Here is a 16,326-nt window from a genome sequence, read left to right as displayed (position 1 = left end):
GACTTAGCCCTCCTCCAACTTCGTTAGATCCATGGATAAAGCATCAATAAATCGCACAGCAAATGTACCAGGGCCATTCACGTTTGTATGACGAGAGGCTTTTTCAGCAGCTAATCCATAAAACCTCACTGCGGCGTAGGCTTGCTCAAGAGGAGTGCCTGAAGTTGACAGACAAGCTGCCACTATCGACCCTAACAAGCAGCCAGATCCCGTCACTTTTGCCAGCCATTCATGGCCTGCTTCATTTGTCATAATCTCCTCTCCATCACTAACTACATCCACTTCACCAGTAACAATCGCAATGGTAGTATACTTAGCAGCAACTTCTCTGGCGATTTCCTGAGGGTCTCCTTCTCCAATTGAATCCACACCTTTTGTTTCTAAAGAAATCCCCACAAGGTGAGCCATTTCTCCTACGTTTCCTTTAATTGCTGTGGGTTGAACCTCTGACACAATACGTTCAAATGCTTCCGTACGATAGGCGGTTGCTGCTACACCCACTGGATCAATCACAACTGGAACGCCATTTTCGTTGGCCGCTTTTCCCGCAAGAATCATGGCACGAAGATGAGGTTCTGTTAACGTGCCAATGTTAATTAACACCCCATTGGAAATCTTGGCGATATCTGCCGAATCTTCTTCAGCCACTGCCATGATAGGAGACCCACCAAAAGCCAGCAATCCATTAGCACTGAAATTCATAACCACCTCATTTGTTAAATTATGAATCAACGGTTTCTTCTCACGCACTTCATTCACTAGCTTGATAGCCATTGTTTCGTTTCCTCCTCACGTAGTGCAAAGTGATTGGTCGGTCCACTTCCTTCTCCAAGATCAAAAGAATGACGAATGGCTTCCGTCACAAAATATTTCGCTTGTTCTACAGCTTTATCTAAAGGGATACCCTGGCTTAAATAAGCCGTAATAGCGGCTGCATACGTACAGCCTGTCCCGTGGGTATTTGTGGTATCTATACGTTCATTTTTAAACTCGTGCAGAGTGGATCCGTCGTATAAATAGTCAATGGCATCCCCTTTTAAATGCCCTCCTTTTACTAGTACTGCCCCGGCACCAAATCTCGTGCAAATTTGCTTGGCTGCTTCCTTCATATCTTCTTCATTACTAATTTTCTCATCTAGTATAAATTCAGCTTCAGGGATATTTGGTGTAACGATGGCTGCCAAAGGAAGAAGATGATCACGTAAAAATCCTCGTGATTCTTTTTCAATTAATGCGTCACCGCTTGTGGCGACCATAACAGGATCCATAACGTAAGGGGCTGAAACATTCGGAATCCACTCAGCGATCACTTTCATCATATCCATATTTGAGATCATTCCTGTTTTCACCGCATGAATAGGCATATCTGACGACACCGCTTCTAATTGACTTTTAATGAAATCTACAGGCAGATGATGAACATCTTTTACCCCTGTCGTATTTTGAGAAACTACAGAAGTAATCACACTCATTCCATAACTTTTTAATTCTTGAAATGTTTTTAAGTCGGCCTGTATCCCTGCACCTCCGCTGGGATCTGTGCCAGCAATGGTTAACGCCGTATTAACCTTGTTCATCTTTGATTCACTCCTTCCCCTTGAGGCCACTCTTCACAAATGTACGCCATTTCCCAGAACTTCAGTTCGAGCTGACAGCTTTTTCGAAAAGCATCTTTCATACGTTGACGCTCAGTTTCTGACGCACGGTCGGCCAGATCATCTAGTCGCTTTCGCATAGCTTCTGACAGCGTTTCAAATTCCTCATCTGCATAAAACTTGATCCATGGGTAGAACGTATCATCTGGAGTGGGCTGATACTTTTTCATTAAATGTTGACCAATTTCAAGGTACGTCCATGGACAAGGCAGCATAGCAGCTAAAATTTCACCTAAACCTCCCATCTGGGCGTGGTACATCATGTGTTTTACATAATGATCAGCTGTAGGCGGTAATGGATAACCGTGCAGTTCATCGTACCCCACGCCGATGACATCGCAAAAGTTCTGATGAGGATGTGTTTCACTGTTTAAAATGAAACCTACTTGTTCGTTAAAGTATTCAATATCTTTGCGGTTGGTTGATTTTGAAATTCCAATTCCGTAGATGTGCATAAATGCATTTAAATATTCATAATCAGCTTTAATGTAGTGAGCAATTGAATCGTGAGGCACTTCCCCTTTACCGATCCCATCAACAAATGGATGATTAAATATAGCTTCGAATATATTTGTGTTTTCCCGTCTTAAAGTTTCTGTGAAACTCATACGTTCGTCCTCCTTTTTGGAATCTTGCATGGTTAATAGTCTAATTGAGTAATTGGTTTAGCCTGTTTCAAGCGCGTCACAACGAACCACCCAAGCAATGATCCACTGATACTGCTCACAAAAAAAGAAGGTAAAAATGCAAAGGCTCCAGCTGAACTTCCCATTAAAATATGGGCGAATGGTACGGCGAATAATGCACCGATCATACCGGATCCTGCCATTTCTCCTGAAACCGCAGCCATTGATTTTTTCGTCCACTTGTATAAATATCCAGCAAGCAAGGCTCCGATCATACCTCCAGGAAAAGCGAGCAGCGTCCCTAAACCTAGCAAGTTTCGAAGCAGGCCAATCATAAATGCAATCGCAACAGCTGGAATGGGACCTAATGTAATGGCTGCCATCACATTGACGGCATGTTGGACAGGGTAAGCTTTAGCCACTCCTGCAGGAAACCATAACAGCTGAGCTCCTATGGTTCCTATGGCTACAAACACAGCCATTGTCGTAAGTAAACGCGTTCGATTCATTTGTTTCCTCCCTTCCTAAGTTAGAGGGCCGAACACAAAAAAGTCAGATCCTCTAAGAGGACCTGACTTGTATAGGTAGAGTAATAGACGAATCGTCTGACTACTTCCCTCCGCTGGTGCTAACCAGATCAGGTGCATAAGAGTCGGAAAGCTTTATGCTCTCCTCTCAGCCCATTCGGGCCCCCCTAGTAGTTACTGTAAATATTTGCTTGGTTCCCTTCATCATAACAAAGCTTCTTGTTTTTGTCATGGAGAAGGGTGTAATATTTGAATTAACTACATCTTGTACATGCGAGGGAGACAAAATCAATGAGAAAAAAATGGTGGGTACTCATTTTAATCGTTATGGTCGCCTGTGGAACGACTGACGTGGAAGAAAGTGACGAATCTAGCAGTGATTCTACTGACGAGACACAAGAAGAAACCACAACCTATTCAGGTTATGTAATGGATCAAAATGAAACGAGTATTTTAGTGGTCGATACAATTGAACCAAATGGCGGAGAGCCGATATGGGTTTCAGGAGTAGACAAAGACATGTGGTTAGGTAAAAAGGTGCAGGTAACCATTGACGGTCCTGTAGCTGAATCTACTCCCATGCAGGGAGAAGCTGGAGAAGTAACAGTAGTAGATACAGATCAGCCTGATGGTGCTGATATGAATGAAGCCCAAGCTTTAGCAACAGCCTTAACCGAGGTAGACCGTGGAAATGCTCTAGCTGTAGAGTCATTAACCTATGAAGAGGAATCAGATGAGTGGGTAGTGAAAATGCGTTCAACCGTTACTGAAAGCGGAAGCGAGAAAGTCATTGTTCCAGATGAAAATTTTGAAGAACAACAATAAATAAGAACTCTTCTCTTTAGGCTGTCGAAAATAGCTTGGAGAACTGTAGATATCGTATCTCATGGTTCAACCATTAGAATCGGGAGAAAAGGAACAGGAAAAAGTGGCGCTTTCCGCGGGGCAAGACGGAAAGTCTCCCCGATGCGATCTCCGGGGCCTCTCCTGCCTGCTCATCCCGCAGGAGTCATCACTTTGTCCGTTCCTTTTTTTATTATCAGGCGCACGGAACCCTCGTATAACGAATGTCCTGAAAGTCTTGAAGCCATTAGGACAAGACTTATCCGTTATTTTCACTAATGGCCTTTATCGAAAAAGGGCTTTAGGTAACGGCGACACTCCAATGGGAGAGACGAATAAGGTGTGACCCCGGAGGGCTAAGATAGGAAGTTTGATTAATTTTCGGCACGTCATATATTTACCTTTATAGTGTAGATTAATTTTATTCTCCGTCTACTTTCTTTAACATCCAGAGCCGCACACTTAATTCAAGCAAAAACATATCATCAGCATTTAATAAAGACAAGCCTGTCAATTGCTCAATATTACGCAATCTGTGGAGTAAGGATTGACGATGTAAATTTAAAGCCCGGGCTGTTTGACTGACATTACTATTGTATTTGTTATAGACAATAAAGGTATGAATTAAGTCAGTTTGTCGTTTTTGATCGTATTCAATCAGTTTATGCAATGTATTTTTAACAATTTGCTCTATTTCTTTCTCATGAGAAAGGGCCATTAACAGCCGATTCATCCGCGTATCACTAAAAAATGTCCGCTCTCCTATTTCATGCTGTTGACGCCCGATATTATAGGCTGTGACTGCTTCATTGTAGCTTTTATGAAAGGTATAAATTCCATCTTTATGCATGGATATTCCCCAGGAAATATTTATCCCCGCCAGTAATTCATTTAAGCGTCGTTCGACTAAATCGAGAAACTGATTGGCGGTCTCCATATATGGTCGTTTATCTGCCTCAAGGAAAACAATAACTTCTCCATCTTCAAAAGTTGCCATCGTTCGCCTTTTTAAGACATCTCCAGCATGCGCCACTTCTTTCTGAATGTAGTAATTTCGACTATGCATAGAGGAAGACATAACCGCTTGGTCCGGCGTTCCGATATGATCATCGACTTTTTTCGTAAACCGAATTTCCCCAACGAGACAAATGTACGGTTTTGTTAAATCATATCCAAGTAATTGGGCCTTCGATTGAAGTTGTTTATCCATTTCCATATCGGTTTTGGCTAAATCAAGCAGGAAATTATCCTTCAAACGAATTTCCGTCATTTCAATTGCATTTTCTTTTACAAAATAAAGGGCACATGCTGTAAGAGCATGCTCCAGAATATTTAAGTTGGACCATGTAAGCTCGTCTTCTGATTCGGGTTTAAACAGTAAATACCCTTGTTTCTTATAATTGGACAAAATCGTAAGTTGATAGCAGTAATTCGCCCCGATTTGATACTCTTCGATATAGTGATACAGTGGATGGTCTTTAAAAGGTGTTTCATGAGATGGAATGAGCTGGTAGTCTCCTTCGACCTCTCCATTTAATACTTGAATCATATGTTGGTCAAAATAGTAATTCGCACGTACGAGTTTATTATGATCGCTAATCGCAACAGGAATGGCAGTATTTTCATAAACGATCTTCATAATCTCTTGCAGACCTTTTCCATTAAGCACGCAGTTAATTAGCTCTTGTCTAATCTCCTCTGTCCGTTGCTGCTCGGCTTGCTTTTGTCTGCTTATTTCCTGAAGGACGTCATGGAGCACATCACCAAATCTGACTTCCCATGGGAGCTCTAATAAAACAAAGTCATGCTTGGAAGCAGCTTTAATCACTCGATCCGGAATCTTATAAATATGTCGGCCTGTTGCAAAAGCAAGAACAGAAGCCCCCGAGTTAATCACATCTTGAACATAGCTCTCTAATGCGACAGGGTCTTCACTGCAGCCAATTCCTGTACTTAAAACGAATTCGTTCTTCCTTACAAAGTTTTCCACTGGAGTTTCGATAACGGAGATCCATTCAATTTCCCTATTCTCCATTTGGGGTTCCCCCGCCAGTACTCTCGCTGGCTTTAATACAGATAATTGCAAAACGTCTTTTACAGGTATGCCCATCCTACCACCCCATTACATTCTAATCTCTACATTAAATTCTTAATCGTTTGATGATCGACATTGTTTCCAGTAACCACAATGACAACATAGCGACCATCTCCATTCCTTTCTTGCATAACCCTGCCAATTCCAGCTGCAGCTGCACCTTCTATAATCATTTTATGATATTCCATCATAAAAACGATTCCTTTTTCAATCATTTTTTCAGAGATCAGAACGCTCTCATCCATATATTTTTTTGTTAAAGAGAATGTATATTTGTTATCGGGACCAAGACCGCCTAGTAGACTATCTGCTAAGGTGTCCGATTCATTTAACACGACAGGTGCTCCTCGTTTGAGGCTTTCATGCATAACCGCAGACTTTTCCATCGTCACACCTTGAATGGTTATGTCAGGAGCTATTGATTTTAACGTGTAAGCTATACCTGATAGTAACCCTCCTCCTGACAAAGGAATGACAAGATCCTGCACCTCTGGGAGCTGATGAAGAATTTCCAGGCCAATGGTTCCCTGCCCAGCAATCACATGTAAATCATCAAATGGTTTTATGACACTTAAGCCTTTTGTTTTTTCAAGCTCGTAACAAAAAACTTCTGCATCATCCTGATTTTCACCGACTATCTCAACGGTTGCGTCTAATCGTTCTAGACGGTTTACTTTCTCTTTCGGGACACGATTGGAGATACAAACTGTAGCATGAATACCAAGCTGTTTCGCTACATAGGCTACGGCAATCCCATGGTTGCCTGTAGAGAAGGTGGTGATCCCTTTCTGTTTCTCTTCTGAGGTAAGCGAGAGTATCTTATTTGCCGCCCCTCTTAATTTGAACGCTCCTGTCGGTTGAAGGTTTTCTAGCTTAAGGTAGACCTCATCTCCAGTTTCTTTTGATAGTTGCTCTGAATAGATAAGCGGTGTTTCTGTAATGATGTCTTGAATGCGTTGTTTTGCTTTAAATACGGAACGTAAGCTTATCGAATTCTCCATACTTCCCCCTCCTCTACTCCATTTCATTTGGTTTCAGATTTTTCTGATAATATATCATAAAAAATAAGATCGTACGACCGTACGACCTCATTCTTTAATTTTGCTTAGTGATTCAAAAATAACATTCTTTAATGAAGCAGGATCTCTTACAGATTCTATAGACGCTTTAAGTACTTGTTCTTTAGGTACTGCTGCCCAATCTATGAAATATCCCGCTTCTAGGGCGAGACAGCGTATAAATTCACGCAGACTCCGCCCATTTCCCTCACGAAAAGGATGAAGTACATTTATTTCTGCCATATAGTGGGCTACCCGAGCAGCAAGTTGTTCCTTATTCATACCATCCCAATCTTCTTCTAAAAGCTGGGAGAAGAGTTCTAAAGCGGCTTCACGTATAAATTGCGCCTGTGCAAAGGTGAACCCATCTTTTGTGATATTTTCACTTCTTAATTCTCCGGCAAATGGATATAAATCTTTAAAGATGTTCTCATGGATCTTTTGCAAATGCCGTAAATCAAAATCTCCTTGCACCGGGGTGGCCTGCATCTCAGACAATCGTTGAGTAGCTAATATGTTTTCCATACTTTGAAGCTGACGGTCATCCATAATATCGTAATGGTTAATAAGGACCGACGTGCCTGGATAACAATAGCGGGAGGATCCGCTCCCATACCTTGAACTAGGCATGGCGCGACAATTCCAGAGCCCGCTTTAAAAATTCTTTATGCGTAATCGAGCCTGTTAAACATTTTTTAACGAGGCTTTCTTCACGTTGACTTAAATCCAATCCTTCTATAGCCATGGAAGCCTTAGCAGACTGCATAAGACTTTCTGCTTGCTCATCCGTACGAACGCTCATCTAAACAACCCTCCGACCGAAATGATCTATTATTATTATACTACAAAACGTTGGATAAATACAGGGTTATAGTTCGACAAATCGCTACACAGCAAGGTCTTTGTTTAGGATGTCTTCTTTTTGCGAGTTGATTTTTTGGCTGCCGTTTTTCTTTTCGGAGAGATCTTTTTCGATTCCTTTGTACTTTCTAATGATTGTTCTAATGCCTCCATTAAATTCGAAACATTTTCTTGTGGAGATTTCGGTTTAGACGTTGTTACTTCTTCATTATTCCGTTTCGCTTCAATGAGCTCCATCAATGCTGTTCTATAGTCATCCGTATACTTCTCAGGTTCAAATTCAGCCGTGAGCTGATCAATGAGCGTAATCGCCGTACTTACTTCTTTTTTACTTAGCTCCGTCTGCTCAGGTACGTTAGGAACATCTGCTACGTTACGAACTTCGTCCGGGAAGTGAATCGTTTCCATAACTAGTGTGTTTTGATACACTCTCACGATGGCTAACTGTTCCTTTGACCGGATGATAATTTTAGCGATCCCAATTTTACCTGTATCACTTAGCGCTTGGCGCAGAAGCCCATAGGCTTTTGTTCCGCCATCATTAGGCGACATAAAATAACTGCGTTCAAAATAAATAGGATCAATTTCTTCTAGTTTTACAAAATCCAATATTTCTACAGATTTATCTTCCTGTTCCTTCTTTAAGTTCTCTAAATCTTCCGCATCTAGTACGACGAATTTGTTCTTCGTATACTCATAAGCTTTGACGATTTCCTCATTAGCTACTTCTTTATCACAAACAGGACAGCGCTTTTTATATTCAATAGGCGACTTACATTCTTCATGCAACTGCCTTAGCTTAATGTCTTTATTTTCTGTCGCAGCATGCAATTTAATGGGGATATTGACAAGCCCGAAACTAATGGTCCCTTTCCACATCGTGTGCATTGTTCCCACTCCTTTTTTCATAGCATGCACCTCGAATAAGAAATTATGATTAAGCTCTCTCATATCGCTTAAACTATTGAGTATAAAGCAGGTGATAAAGATGAATAGACCAATGCTCCCCACCCTATCTGAAAAAATCCCTGAAGGTAGTAAGTGGGTCTATGAAATAAAATATGATGGCTTTCGTGCGTTTCTCATAGGGACTGAGGACGATCTTCAGTTAATCAGTCGAAACGGGAAGAATTTATCTGAGCAATTCCCAGAAATCATTGATGACTTTAAACGACAGCGCCCTCCTATAAAGGATTTTATTTTAGATGGGGAGATCGTGATTTTAAACAACCCTTATCAAGGCAATTTTGATTTATTGCAGACTCGCGGGCGACTAAAAAACAAAGAGAAGATTAAGGAGCATTCTTCTACGCGCCCTGTCACATTCATGGCTTTTGATTTGATCAAGCATGAAAAAGAGACTACAGGCGACTCTTATCTAGCGAGAAGGAAAAAGCTTAAAGAATTCATCAAAAGAATGAACCTATCAAGGATAAAGGTTGTAGAAGCATTTCAAGACTGGAATACTGCTCATAAGATTGTTTTTGATTACCTTGGAGAAGGAATAGTAGCTAAACGTAAAAGTAGCCTCTATACGTATAGCAAACGTTCTAAAGAATGGTTGAAAATTAAATTATGGCGTACCATTTCTGGCTTTCTTACGGAATACAACCCAGAAAACGACTACTTTACAGCTGAAGTCTATAACGAAGAACAGCGCTCAAAGCTCGGCCATGTTAAACACGGACTAGATGATGAACAATTTAAAACACTGCGTACGTTTTTTAAAGAAAAAGGACAAAACTGGAGAATTGATTCAGGAGTATGTGTAGATATTGATTGTTTACAAGCTCAAAATGGAGAATTAAGAGAACCTATGTTTAAAGATTTCCGTTTTGACTTAGAGGCGTCAGATTGTACAGTAAAGAAACTGCAATGGAGCCTCTCCCTTTTTCCTGACGAAGTTGAATTTACTAATACGAACAAGCAACTATGGCCTAATGGACTTCGTAAGGAAGATTACTTAGTTTACTTGCGGCACATTTCCCCTTATATGCTGCCCTTCTTTTCTAACAAAAAAGTTACCGTTATCCGTTATCCTGATGGTATTGCTCAGACGTCCTTTTTCCAAAAACATAAACCTGACTATGCGCCTGACTATATTACAGGTTGGTCTGAGGAGGATGGAGAAATCTCATTAAGGGCAGACCAGCTTTCGCCATTATTATGGCTGGGAAACCAAGGAGCGTTAGAGTTCCACCTCCCTTTTCAAAAAGCATTATCAAGTGTTCCGGATGAAATCATATTTGATTTAGACCCTCCTTCTCGTGAGGAGTTTCAATCAGCTGTTTTAGCAGCACAGCTATTAAAACATTTACTCGACAAGCTAGAGGTATACAGCTTCGTGAAGACCTCGGGAAACAAAGGCCTTCAAATCCACATTCCCATTGTAGAAGGTGAAATGAATTATGATGAAACTAGACAATTCACTGAACGGTTAGCCCGGCTCCTTGTAAAAGAAAAGCCTGATCTATTTACCGTCGAACGCTTAAAGAAAAAGCGTGGTCACCGTCTCTATATCGACTACGTACAGCACGCAGAAGGAAAAACGATCATCGCCCCTTATTCTGCTCGCGCTACTAAGGAAGCCAGCGTGGCTACTCCTTTATACTGGAAAGAACTAACTGAAAGCTTGACTCCTTACTCTTTTACGATTACGAATGTGATCAATCGTGTACAAACTCTTGGTTGTCCATTTCAAACGTACGATGAAGTAAGACCTTTGCAGCCAATTCAAACAATGAAGAAGCTCTAACTTCTTCACAGCTTGTAGAGAAACCTTAAAGAGTATAAGTTTCCTTGCGGAGCGATGGTAACTTCCTTTCTTGACAAATAAATAATCCGAACTGATTTTAATAAAATCGTTCGGATTATATTATGCCTTATTCAGTTTTGTCGCAGCCTGCTTCTTTTCCTATGTTCGAGTGCCCTGGCTTTCTCTCAGTTTAAATTTCTGCAGCTTGCCGCTAGCGTTCCGCGGAAGCTCATCTACAAATTCATAGCGTCTTGGCCGCTTATACCTAGCCAACCGATTGGTGGATGTACAGAATTCTTCTAAGTCTGCCTCTGTTAAGCTTTTTTCCTTAGGGACAACGTAAGCAACTACTCGTTCCCCCCACATTTCATCAGGCTCTCCAATGACTGCCGCATCGACGACAAGAGGGTGATCAAATAATACATCTTCTACTTCCCTTGAGTAAATGTTTTCTCCACCTGATATAATCATATCTTTCACTCGATCACTTACCCATAAATACCCTTCTTCATCGAATGACCCTATATCGCCGGAGTGATACCATCCTTTGAACATAACCTCTTCGGTTGCTTCAGGCCGCTTGTAGTATCCCTTCATCGTACTTGGGCCTCGTACCACAATTTCTCCAAGCTCTCTAGGCTCACAAACATCCTCAGGATCTGCAGGTCCATCTTCCCTTGTTCTTACTACGCGCACCTCATGATTAATAAGGGCTCTCCCCGCCGATCCTGCTTTTGAAATCTGTTCATCTTCTAGCAGCGCCGTTATTGCAGGCCCCATTTCAGTCATTCCGTAAGCTTGGAGCAGTTGAACACCTAATGCCTCATGCAAACGAGTGGTTAATGCAGGTGCCATTGGTGCACCTCCATACAACCCTTGGCGCAGTGTAGCAAAATCATCTTGGTTGAATTCTTCCTGGAGCACCATGTTCCACATCGTAGGAGCGGCAAACATCGTAGATATTTGTTCTTCGCGAACGGTATCAATCATAGCTTTAGGGTCAAAATGATGGAGAATTATATTTGTTGCTCCTACCATAATCCTTGGAAAGAACGTACAGTGGAGTTCAGCGCAATGGAACAAAGGAGCGACACTCAACCCACGATCTTCAGGGGTTAATCTTAAGGTGGCGGTTAAAATAAGCGCCTGATCTACCATATCTCTATGCGTGTGAAGAACCCCTTTAGGTGCCCCTGTTGTACCCGAAGTATACATAATGGCATAAAGGTCATCTTCGTCCACCTCAACATTTGGCCTTATTGCTTGAGCCCCTTCAATCGCACGGTAATAATGTTCAGCATATTCCAGCTCTCTCTCGTCAATCGACCAGAACGTAATATGAGGAAGGGAAGCAGCAATACCTTTAACGGAGGCTGCCGTAGCCTTTTCAAAGATAACGACTTTAGGGTCAGCGTCATTGATGATGTAATCAATTTCTTGAGCAGTTAAACGAAAATTAATGGGATTAAAGACGGCCCCAATCTTCATACAAGCAAACAACGTCGTTGCAAATTCTGCAGTATTAAATAGTACAGTGGAGACTCGATCCCCTTTTTCTACCCCTTCGGCAAGAAGCGTGTTGGCCAGCCTATTTACCTCTTCATCCCATTCGCTGTATGTCCACCTTGTTCCTAAACGCAGATCAACTAACCCTTCTTTATTTGGATACTTGGCTACGGTTTGTTCAAACATACTCGTTAATGTTGGTCCCATACCTAAACCTCTCCCTTTTTATTTTTTAGTCGTCTCCCTCTCCTACTTCGGCTGCAACCTTATCGCTCCGTCAAGCCGGATCACCTCCCCGTTTAACATAGGGTTTTCTATTATGCTTAACGCAAGTTTGCCATACTCCCGAGGCTGGCCAAGGCGATTTGGGAAAGGGGTAGACTTTCCTAAAGCCTCTTTAGCTGCAGCAGGAAGGACGTCAAACATCGGAGTTTCAAATAATCCAGGGGCTATCGTCATTACTCGTATACCAAAGCGCGCTAATTCCCTTGATATAGGAAGCGTCATACTAGCAACTCCACCCTTAGACGCACTATAAGCGGCTTGTCCTATCTGACCATCAAAGGCCGCAATTGATGCCGTATTAATAATAATTCCCCGTTCTCCTTCTTCATTCGATTGGTTCCCTATCATTTTTTCGGCAGTCAGTCGTATCATATTAAAGGTTCCTGTGAGGTTAACTTCAATGACTTTCTGAAAAGAATCTAAACGATGAGATCCTTCCTTTCCCGAAACTTTCTCTGCAATAACGATGCCTGCACAATTTACAAGGGCATTGATATATCCGAAATGGTGAGCAGCTTTGGTAAGCCCTTCTTTAATTTGCTCTTCATTTGTAACGTCTAAAGGGTAAAATACAGCTGATTCATTAAGCTCTTCTGATAGTGCCTCACCTTTCTCAGCGTTCACATCTGCTATGATTGCTTTACCTCCCTGTTCGACAATGCTTCGAACCGCTGCCTCCCCTAGACCTGAGGCACCGCCTGTCACCACTGCCACAATATCTTTTGGATCCACCCTCTATCCCTCCAGTCGCTCAATAATTGTTGCATTGGCCATCCCCATTCCTTCACAGACAGCCTGAAGACCATAACGACCTTTACTTCTTTCTAATTCGTGAACTAAGGTTGTCAGTAATTTAGTTCCTGTCGCGCCTAAAGGATGGCCTAATGCGATAGCGCCTCCGTTTACGTTCAGTTTGGTCCGTTCAGCACCTGTCTCTTTCAGCCAAAATAAAGGAACAGGAGCAAAAGCTTCATTTACTTCAAATAAGTCAATATCAGCAAGGTTAAGACCAGCTTTTTGTAATACTTTGTGAGTAGCTGGCACGGGACCCGTAAGCATAAATGTTGGATCAGAGCCAACTACAGAACGAGCAACTACTCGGCATCTTGGTTGAAGCCCTAATTCTTCCGCTTTATTGTGAGACATTAAAAGAACCGCTGACGCACCATCACTAATTTGACTTGCATTTCCTGCTGTAATTACCCCATGCTCGTTAAAAACAGGCTTAAGCTCGGCTAATGTATCAGCCGTTGTACCTGGACGCGGCCCCTCATCGTGCTGCATCATAATCGGCAAACCTTGTTTATCTTTAGCTTCTACTGCCATTATTTCTTTATCAAAACGCTCTTCTTCCCTTGCACGTAAAGCTCGTTCATGACTGCTGGCCGCATATTCATCAAGATCACGACGGCTCAGCTTCCAATGATCAGCAATCCTTTCAGCTGATAGTCCCTGATTTATAATTTCATACCGATCGGTGAGTTTATCACTGTACTCTGACCCTTTCATATTTGAGAACATAGGAACCCTGGACATGCTTTCTACTCCTCCAGCAATGACAATGTCCATATCCCCGCTTGCTATGGCTTGAGAAGCAAAATGAAGGGCTTGTTGACTTGAGCCGCATTGTCGATCAATCGTCACTCCAGGGACCTCCTTAGGAAAGCCTGCAATTAGAGCTGCTACACGAGCCACATCCCCTGCTTGTTCCCCTACTTGAGAGACGCATCCAGCAATGACATCGTCTACTTGACTTGGGTCTAAAGAAACACGATCCACTATTTCCCGTAACACTTTTGCTAACAATTCATCTGCCCTAATATCACTTAATAAACCGTTTCTTTTTCCTACAGGAGTGCGCACGGCCTCTACGATAACTACTTCATTCACTACTATTCCTCCTAACTATTCACTTACCTAGTCCCATCTTCTTTGCTATAATTGACTTCATGATTTCATTCGACCCTGCATAAATGGCTGTAACAGGTGCATCTCGGAACCTTCTGGCAATTTCATACTCCTCCATATATCCATAGCCTCCGTGTAAATGCATACAAGAGCTGGCTACCTTTTTGACAAGGTCGGTTATCCACCATTTAGCCATCGATACTTCTTTCTCTACACCTTCACCGTTCATATGGGACTGAATGGTCCGGTCTAAAAAAGTCCTTCCGATTTCCACTTCCGTCTGTAGCTCAGCTAACTTAAATTGCGTGTTTTGAAAAGAAGCTATAGACTGCCCAAAAGCTTTTCTATTTTTTACATAATCAATGGTAAGCTCAAGCATCCGCTCACTCGCTGCGATTCCTCCTATCGCAACAATTAACCGTTCTTGCTGAAGCTGATCCATTAAGTAATAAAAGCCCTTCCCTTCTTCACCTATTAAATTTTCTTGTGGTATTCTGGCATCTTCAAAAATTAATTCTGCTGTGTCTTGGCTATACAATCCTACTTTTTTTAATTTCTTCCCTCTTGAAAACCCCTTCGTCCCTCTCTCAACGACTAAAAGACTTATCCCGCGGTGAGAAGGTTGAACGTTTGTATCTGTTTTACAAACCACAAGAATTAAATCGGCGTGCACACCATTCGTAATGAAAGTTTTCTCTCCGTTTAACACATAGTGGTCCCCATCAAGATGGGCACTCGTTCGTATGCTCGCTAAATCAGATCCCGCTCCAGGCTCAGTCATGGCCACTGCTGTAATCAACTCACCAGTTACACACTTAGGCAGCCATTTCTTTTTCTGCTCAACTGTTCCATAATGAGATAAGTAAGGCACAACGATATCGCTATGTAACCCTATTCCAATAAGACCTGTCCCTACTTTTTCTAATTCTTCGTTAATAACAACCGAATATCCGAAGTCTGCTCCAAAGCCTCCAAATTCATCTTCAAGCCAAGGACACAGATACCCTTGCTCTCCAAGCTTCTTCCAGAACGAGCGTGGAACCTCCCCTTTTTCTTCCCACTCATTGAAAAAAGGATAGGCTTCTTTTTCAAGAAATTTCTTTAAGGAGGTACGAAGCATCTCATGTTCTTCCTTTAAGTAAGCAGCTTTCATAACGAACCACCTTTTACAGAATTTTCAGATATATAAAAGCTCAAAATATCTCACTTACTATTAATTCGTGCCTCCAACTCAAATTCCTGCTTAAATTTGGTAAGCGTTTTCAATAAGAAAAAAACACGGACCTCATCATAGGATGAAGGTCCGTGTTTTTTGTATAGGAGGAGACTTTAGGTAGGGTAGTACTATATTATGCTGGAGCTCAAGAACTTATGCCCCAGATGAATTATAATACGATCTCAATCGCTTTAGCTACTCCGCTTTCATCATTCGTATTTGTGACCCACGCTGCAGCTTTCTTGACATCTTCTTGAGCATTGCCCATGGCTACACCAATTCCTGCCTCTTTAATCATCGCTAAATCATTCAAACTGTCACCGACCGCCATCACATTTTCCATCTTCATGTCCAGGCGTTCACACACTTTTAGAAGGGCAGCTGCTTTATTAACTCCCGCCGGGTTTACTTCGATATTCGTTGGACTGGAGTTTGAAATCTCTAACGCTTCATTATTTAAAAGCTCATCTAAAATAACTTTTCTAATTTCATCATCTTCAATATCAAAGCCAAACTTCAACCAGTCATAGTCGCTTACCTCTTTGTCAAAGTTCTGTGTACTATTGAATTGTCCTTGTACGGTCGTCGACCAATAATGCACTTCATGTTCCTGACGAAGCTCCCATAGACGTTCGACCAACTTCGAATCCAATAGTGTCTGATCGACTAATTCAAATTGATGATTATATATTTCTCCCCCGTTGATCGTCACAATAAATGAAGAGCGTCCAAGTGATTCTGCGATTTCTCTGCAGCGGTCAAGGGAACGACCCGTGCTTAGCACTACATGAATTCCTTTTTCCTTTGCTTTTTGAATAGCTTTAAAGTTTTCTTCTGATACTTCTTCTTCTGTATTTAATAAAGTGCCATCCATATCTAGTGCGATTAGTTTTATATCTTTTTTCATGATTGTCTCACGTCCTCTCATTTGCTCCCCTTATTCTAATATAAATGAATGAAATGATACAGGCTTATGATTAATCTTTTTCAT

16 protein-coding genes and 1 riboswitch are annotated in these 16,326 nt (G+C 41.8%); of the genes, 2 read left to right on the top strand and 14 right to left on the bottom strand.

The window, feature by feature from the left end; all coding sequences use genetic code 11:
* Positions 1-3 precede the first annotated feature (3 nt).
* From thiM to thiW, 4 genes are read right to left on the bottom strand one after another with little or no spacing between them, the layout of a single operon-like run.
* The gene (thiM, locus tag IEV27_RS09275) at positions 4-774 is read right to left on the bottom strand and encodes a hydroxyethylthiazole kinase (RefSeq protein WP_188377180.1); all 771 of its coding nucleotides are present in this window, start codon (positions 772-774) and stop codon (positions 4-6) included.
* Positions 759-1,577: a bifunctional hydroxymethylpyrimidine kinase/phosphomethylpyrimidine kinase gene (gene thiD, locus IEV27_RS09270; RefSeq protein ID WP_188377179.1), complete on the bottom strand. Its 819-nt coding sequence runs from the start codon at positions 1,575-1,577 to the stop codon at positions 759-761. The genes thiM and thiD overlap by 16 nt, the downstream gene beginning before the upstream one ends.
* Positions 1,574-2,263, bottom strand: a complete 690-nt coding sequence (gene tenA, locus IEV27_RS09265; protein ID WP_188377178.1) for a thiaminase II — start codon at positions 2,261-2,263, stop codon at positions 1,574-1,576. The genes thiD and tenA overlap by 4 nt, the downstream gene beginning before the upstream one ends.
* A gap of 32 nt (positions 2,264-2,295) precedes the next feature.
* Positions 2,296-2,790, bottom strand: coding sequence for an energy coupling factor transporter S component ThiW (gene thiW, locus IEV27_RS09260; protein WP_188377177.1), 495 nt, complete (start codon positions 2,788-2,790; stop codon positions 2,296-2,298).
* Between the two features lie 88 nt (positions 2,791-2,878).
* A riboswitch (TPP riboswitch) is annotated at positions 2,879-2,987 on the bottom strand.
* A gap of 112 nt (positions 2,988-3,099) precedes the next feature.
* Between thiW and IEV27_RS09255 the strand changes: the two genes are divergently transcribed.
* The gene (locus IEV27_RS09255) at positions 3,100-3,633 is read left to right on the top strand and encodes a DUF3221 domain-containing protein (protein WP_188377176.1); all 534 of its coding nucleotides are present in this window, start codon (positions 3,100-3,102) and stop codon (positions 3,631-3,633) included.
* A 439-nt stretch (positions 3,634-4,072) separates the two neighbouring features.
* Here IEV27_RS09255 and IEV27_RS09250 read toward each other — a convergent pair whose 3' ends face one another.
* The 5 genes from IEV27_RS09250 to ku form a co-directional block, all read right to left on the bottom strand.
* The gene (locus IEV27_RS09250) at positions 4,073-5,761 is read right to left on the bottom strand and encodes a PucR family transcriptional regulator (protein WP_188377175.1); all 1,689 of its coding nucleotides are present in this window, start codon (positions 5,759-5,761) and stop codon (positions 4,073-4,075) included.
* A gap of 26 nt (positions 5,762-5,787) precedes the next feature.
* Positions 5,788-6,747, bottom strand: coding sequence for a pyridoxal-phosphate dependent enzyme (locus IEV27_RS09245; protein WP_188377174.1), 960 nt, complete (start codon positions 6,745-6,747; stop codon positions 5,788-5,790).
* An 87-nt stretch (positions 6,748-6,834) separates the two neighbouring features.
* A complete protein-coding gene (locus tag IEV27_RS09240) occupies positions 6,835-7,434 on the bottom strand; it encodes a Fic/DOC family protein (RefSeq protein WP_188377173.1) in 600 nt (199 codons plus the stop codon).
* The gene (locus tag IEV27_RS09235; RefSeq protein WP_188377172.1) at positions 7,427-7,606 is read right to left on the bottom strand and encodes a hypothetical protein; all 180 of its coding nucleotides are present in this window, start codon (positions 7,604-7,606) and stop codon (positions 7,427-7,429) included. The genes IEV27_RS09240 and IEV27_RS09235 overlap by 8 nt, the downstream gene beginning before the upstream one ends.
* Positions 7,607-7,710: 104 nt before the next feature.
* Entirely contained in the window at positions 7,711-8,553 is an 843-nt protein-coding gene (ku, locus tag IEV27_RS09230) for a non-homologous end joining protein Ku (protein WP_188377171.1), read from the bottom strand.
* A gap of 100 nt (positions 8,554-8,653) precedes the next feature.
* Between ku and ligD the strand changes: the two genes are divergently transcribed.
* A complete protein-coding gene (gene ligD, locus IEV27_RS09225) occupies positions 8,654-10,420 on the top strand; it encodes a DNA ligase D (protein WP_188377170.1) in 1,767 nt (588 codons plus the stop codon).
* A 159-nt stretch (positions 10,421-10,579) separates the two neighbouring features.
* Here the strand turns inward: ligD and IEV27_RS09220 are convergent, their stop codons facing one another.
* The 5 genes from IEV27_RS09220 to IEV27_RS09200 all read right to left on the bottom strand — a co-directional run bounded on the left by IEV27_RS09220 (position 10,580) and on the right by IEV27_RS09200 (position 16,242).
* Entirely contained in the window at positions 10,580-12,133 is a 1,554-nt protein-coding gene (locus IEV27_RS09220) for a fatty acid--CoA ligase (protein ID WP_188377169.1), read from the bottom strand.
* Positions 12,134-12,175: 42 nt separating this feature from the next.
* Positions 12,176-12,943 carry a 3-hydroxyacyl-CoA dehydrogenase gene (locus IEV27_RS09215; protein WP_188377168.1) on the bottom strand — a complete coding sequence of 256 codons (768 nt, stop codon included), beginning with the start codon at positions 12,941-12,943 and terminating at the stop codon, positions 12,176-12,178.
* A 3-nt stretch (positions 12,944-12,946) separates the two neighbouring features.
* Entirely contained in the window at positions 12,947-14,101 is a 1,155-nt protein-coding gene (locus IEV27_RS09210; RefSeq protein WP_188377167.1) for a thiolase family protein, read from the bottom strand.
* Between the two features lie 19 nt (positions 14,102-14,120).
* Positions 14,121-15,272: an acyl-CoA dehydrogenase family protein gene (locus IEV27_RS09205; RefSeq protein ID WP_188377166.1), complete on the bottom strand. Its 1,152-nt coding sequence runs from the start codon at positions 15,270-15,272 to the stop codon at positions 14,121-14,123.
* Between the two features lie 232 nt (positions 15,273-15,504).
* The gene (locus IEV27_RS09200) at positions 15,505-16,242 is read right to left on the bottom strand and encodes a Cof-type HAD-IIB family hydrolase (RefSeq protein ID WP_188377165.1); all 738 of its coding nucleotides are present in this window, start codon (positions 16,240-16,242) and stop codon (positions 15,505-15,507) included.
* Between the last annotated feature and the right edge of the window lie 84 nt (positions 16,243-16,326).

Source organism: Halobacillus andaensis, from assembly GCF_014636475.1.
Classification (GTDB): domain Bacteria; phylum Bacillota; class Bacilli; order Bacillales; family Halobacillaceae; genus Halobacillus_A; species Halobacillus_A andaensis.
The sequence above is the reverse complement of the archived record's forward strand: the minus strand, read 5'-3'. Positions and strand labels throughout refer to the sequence as shown.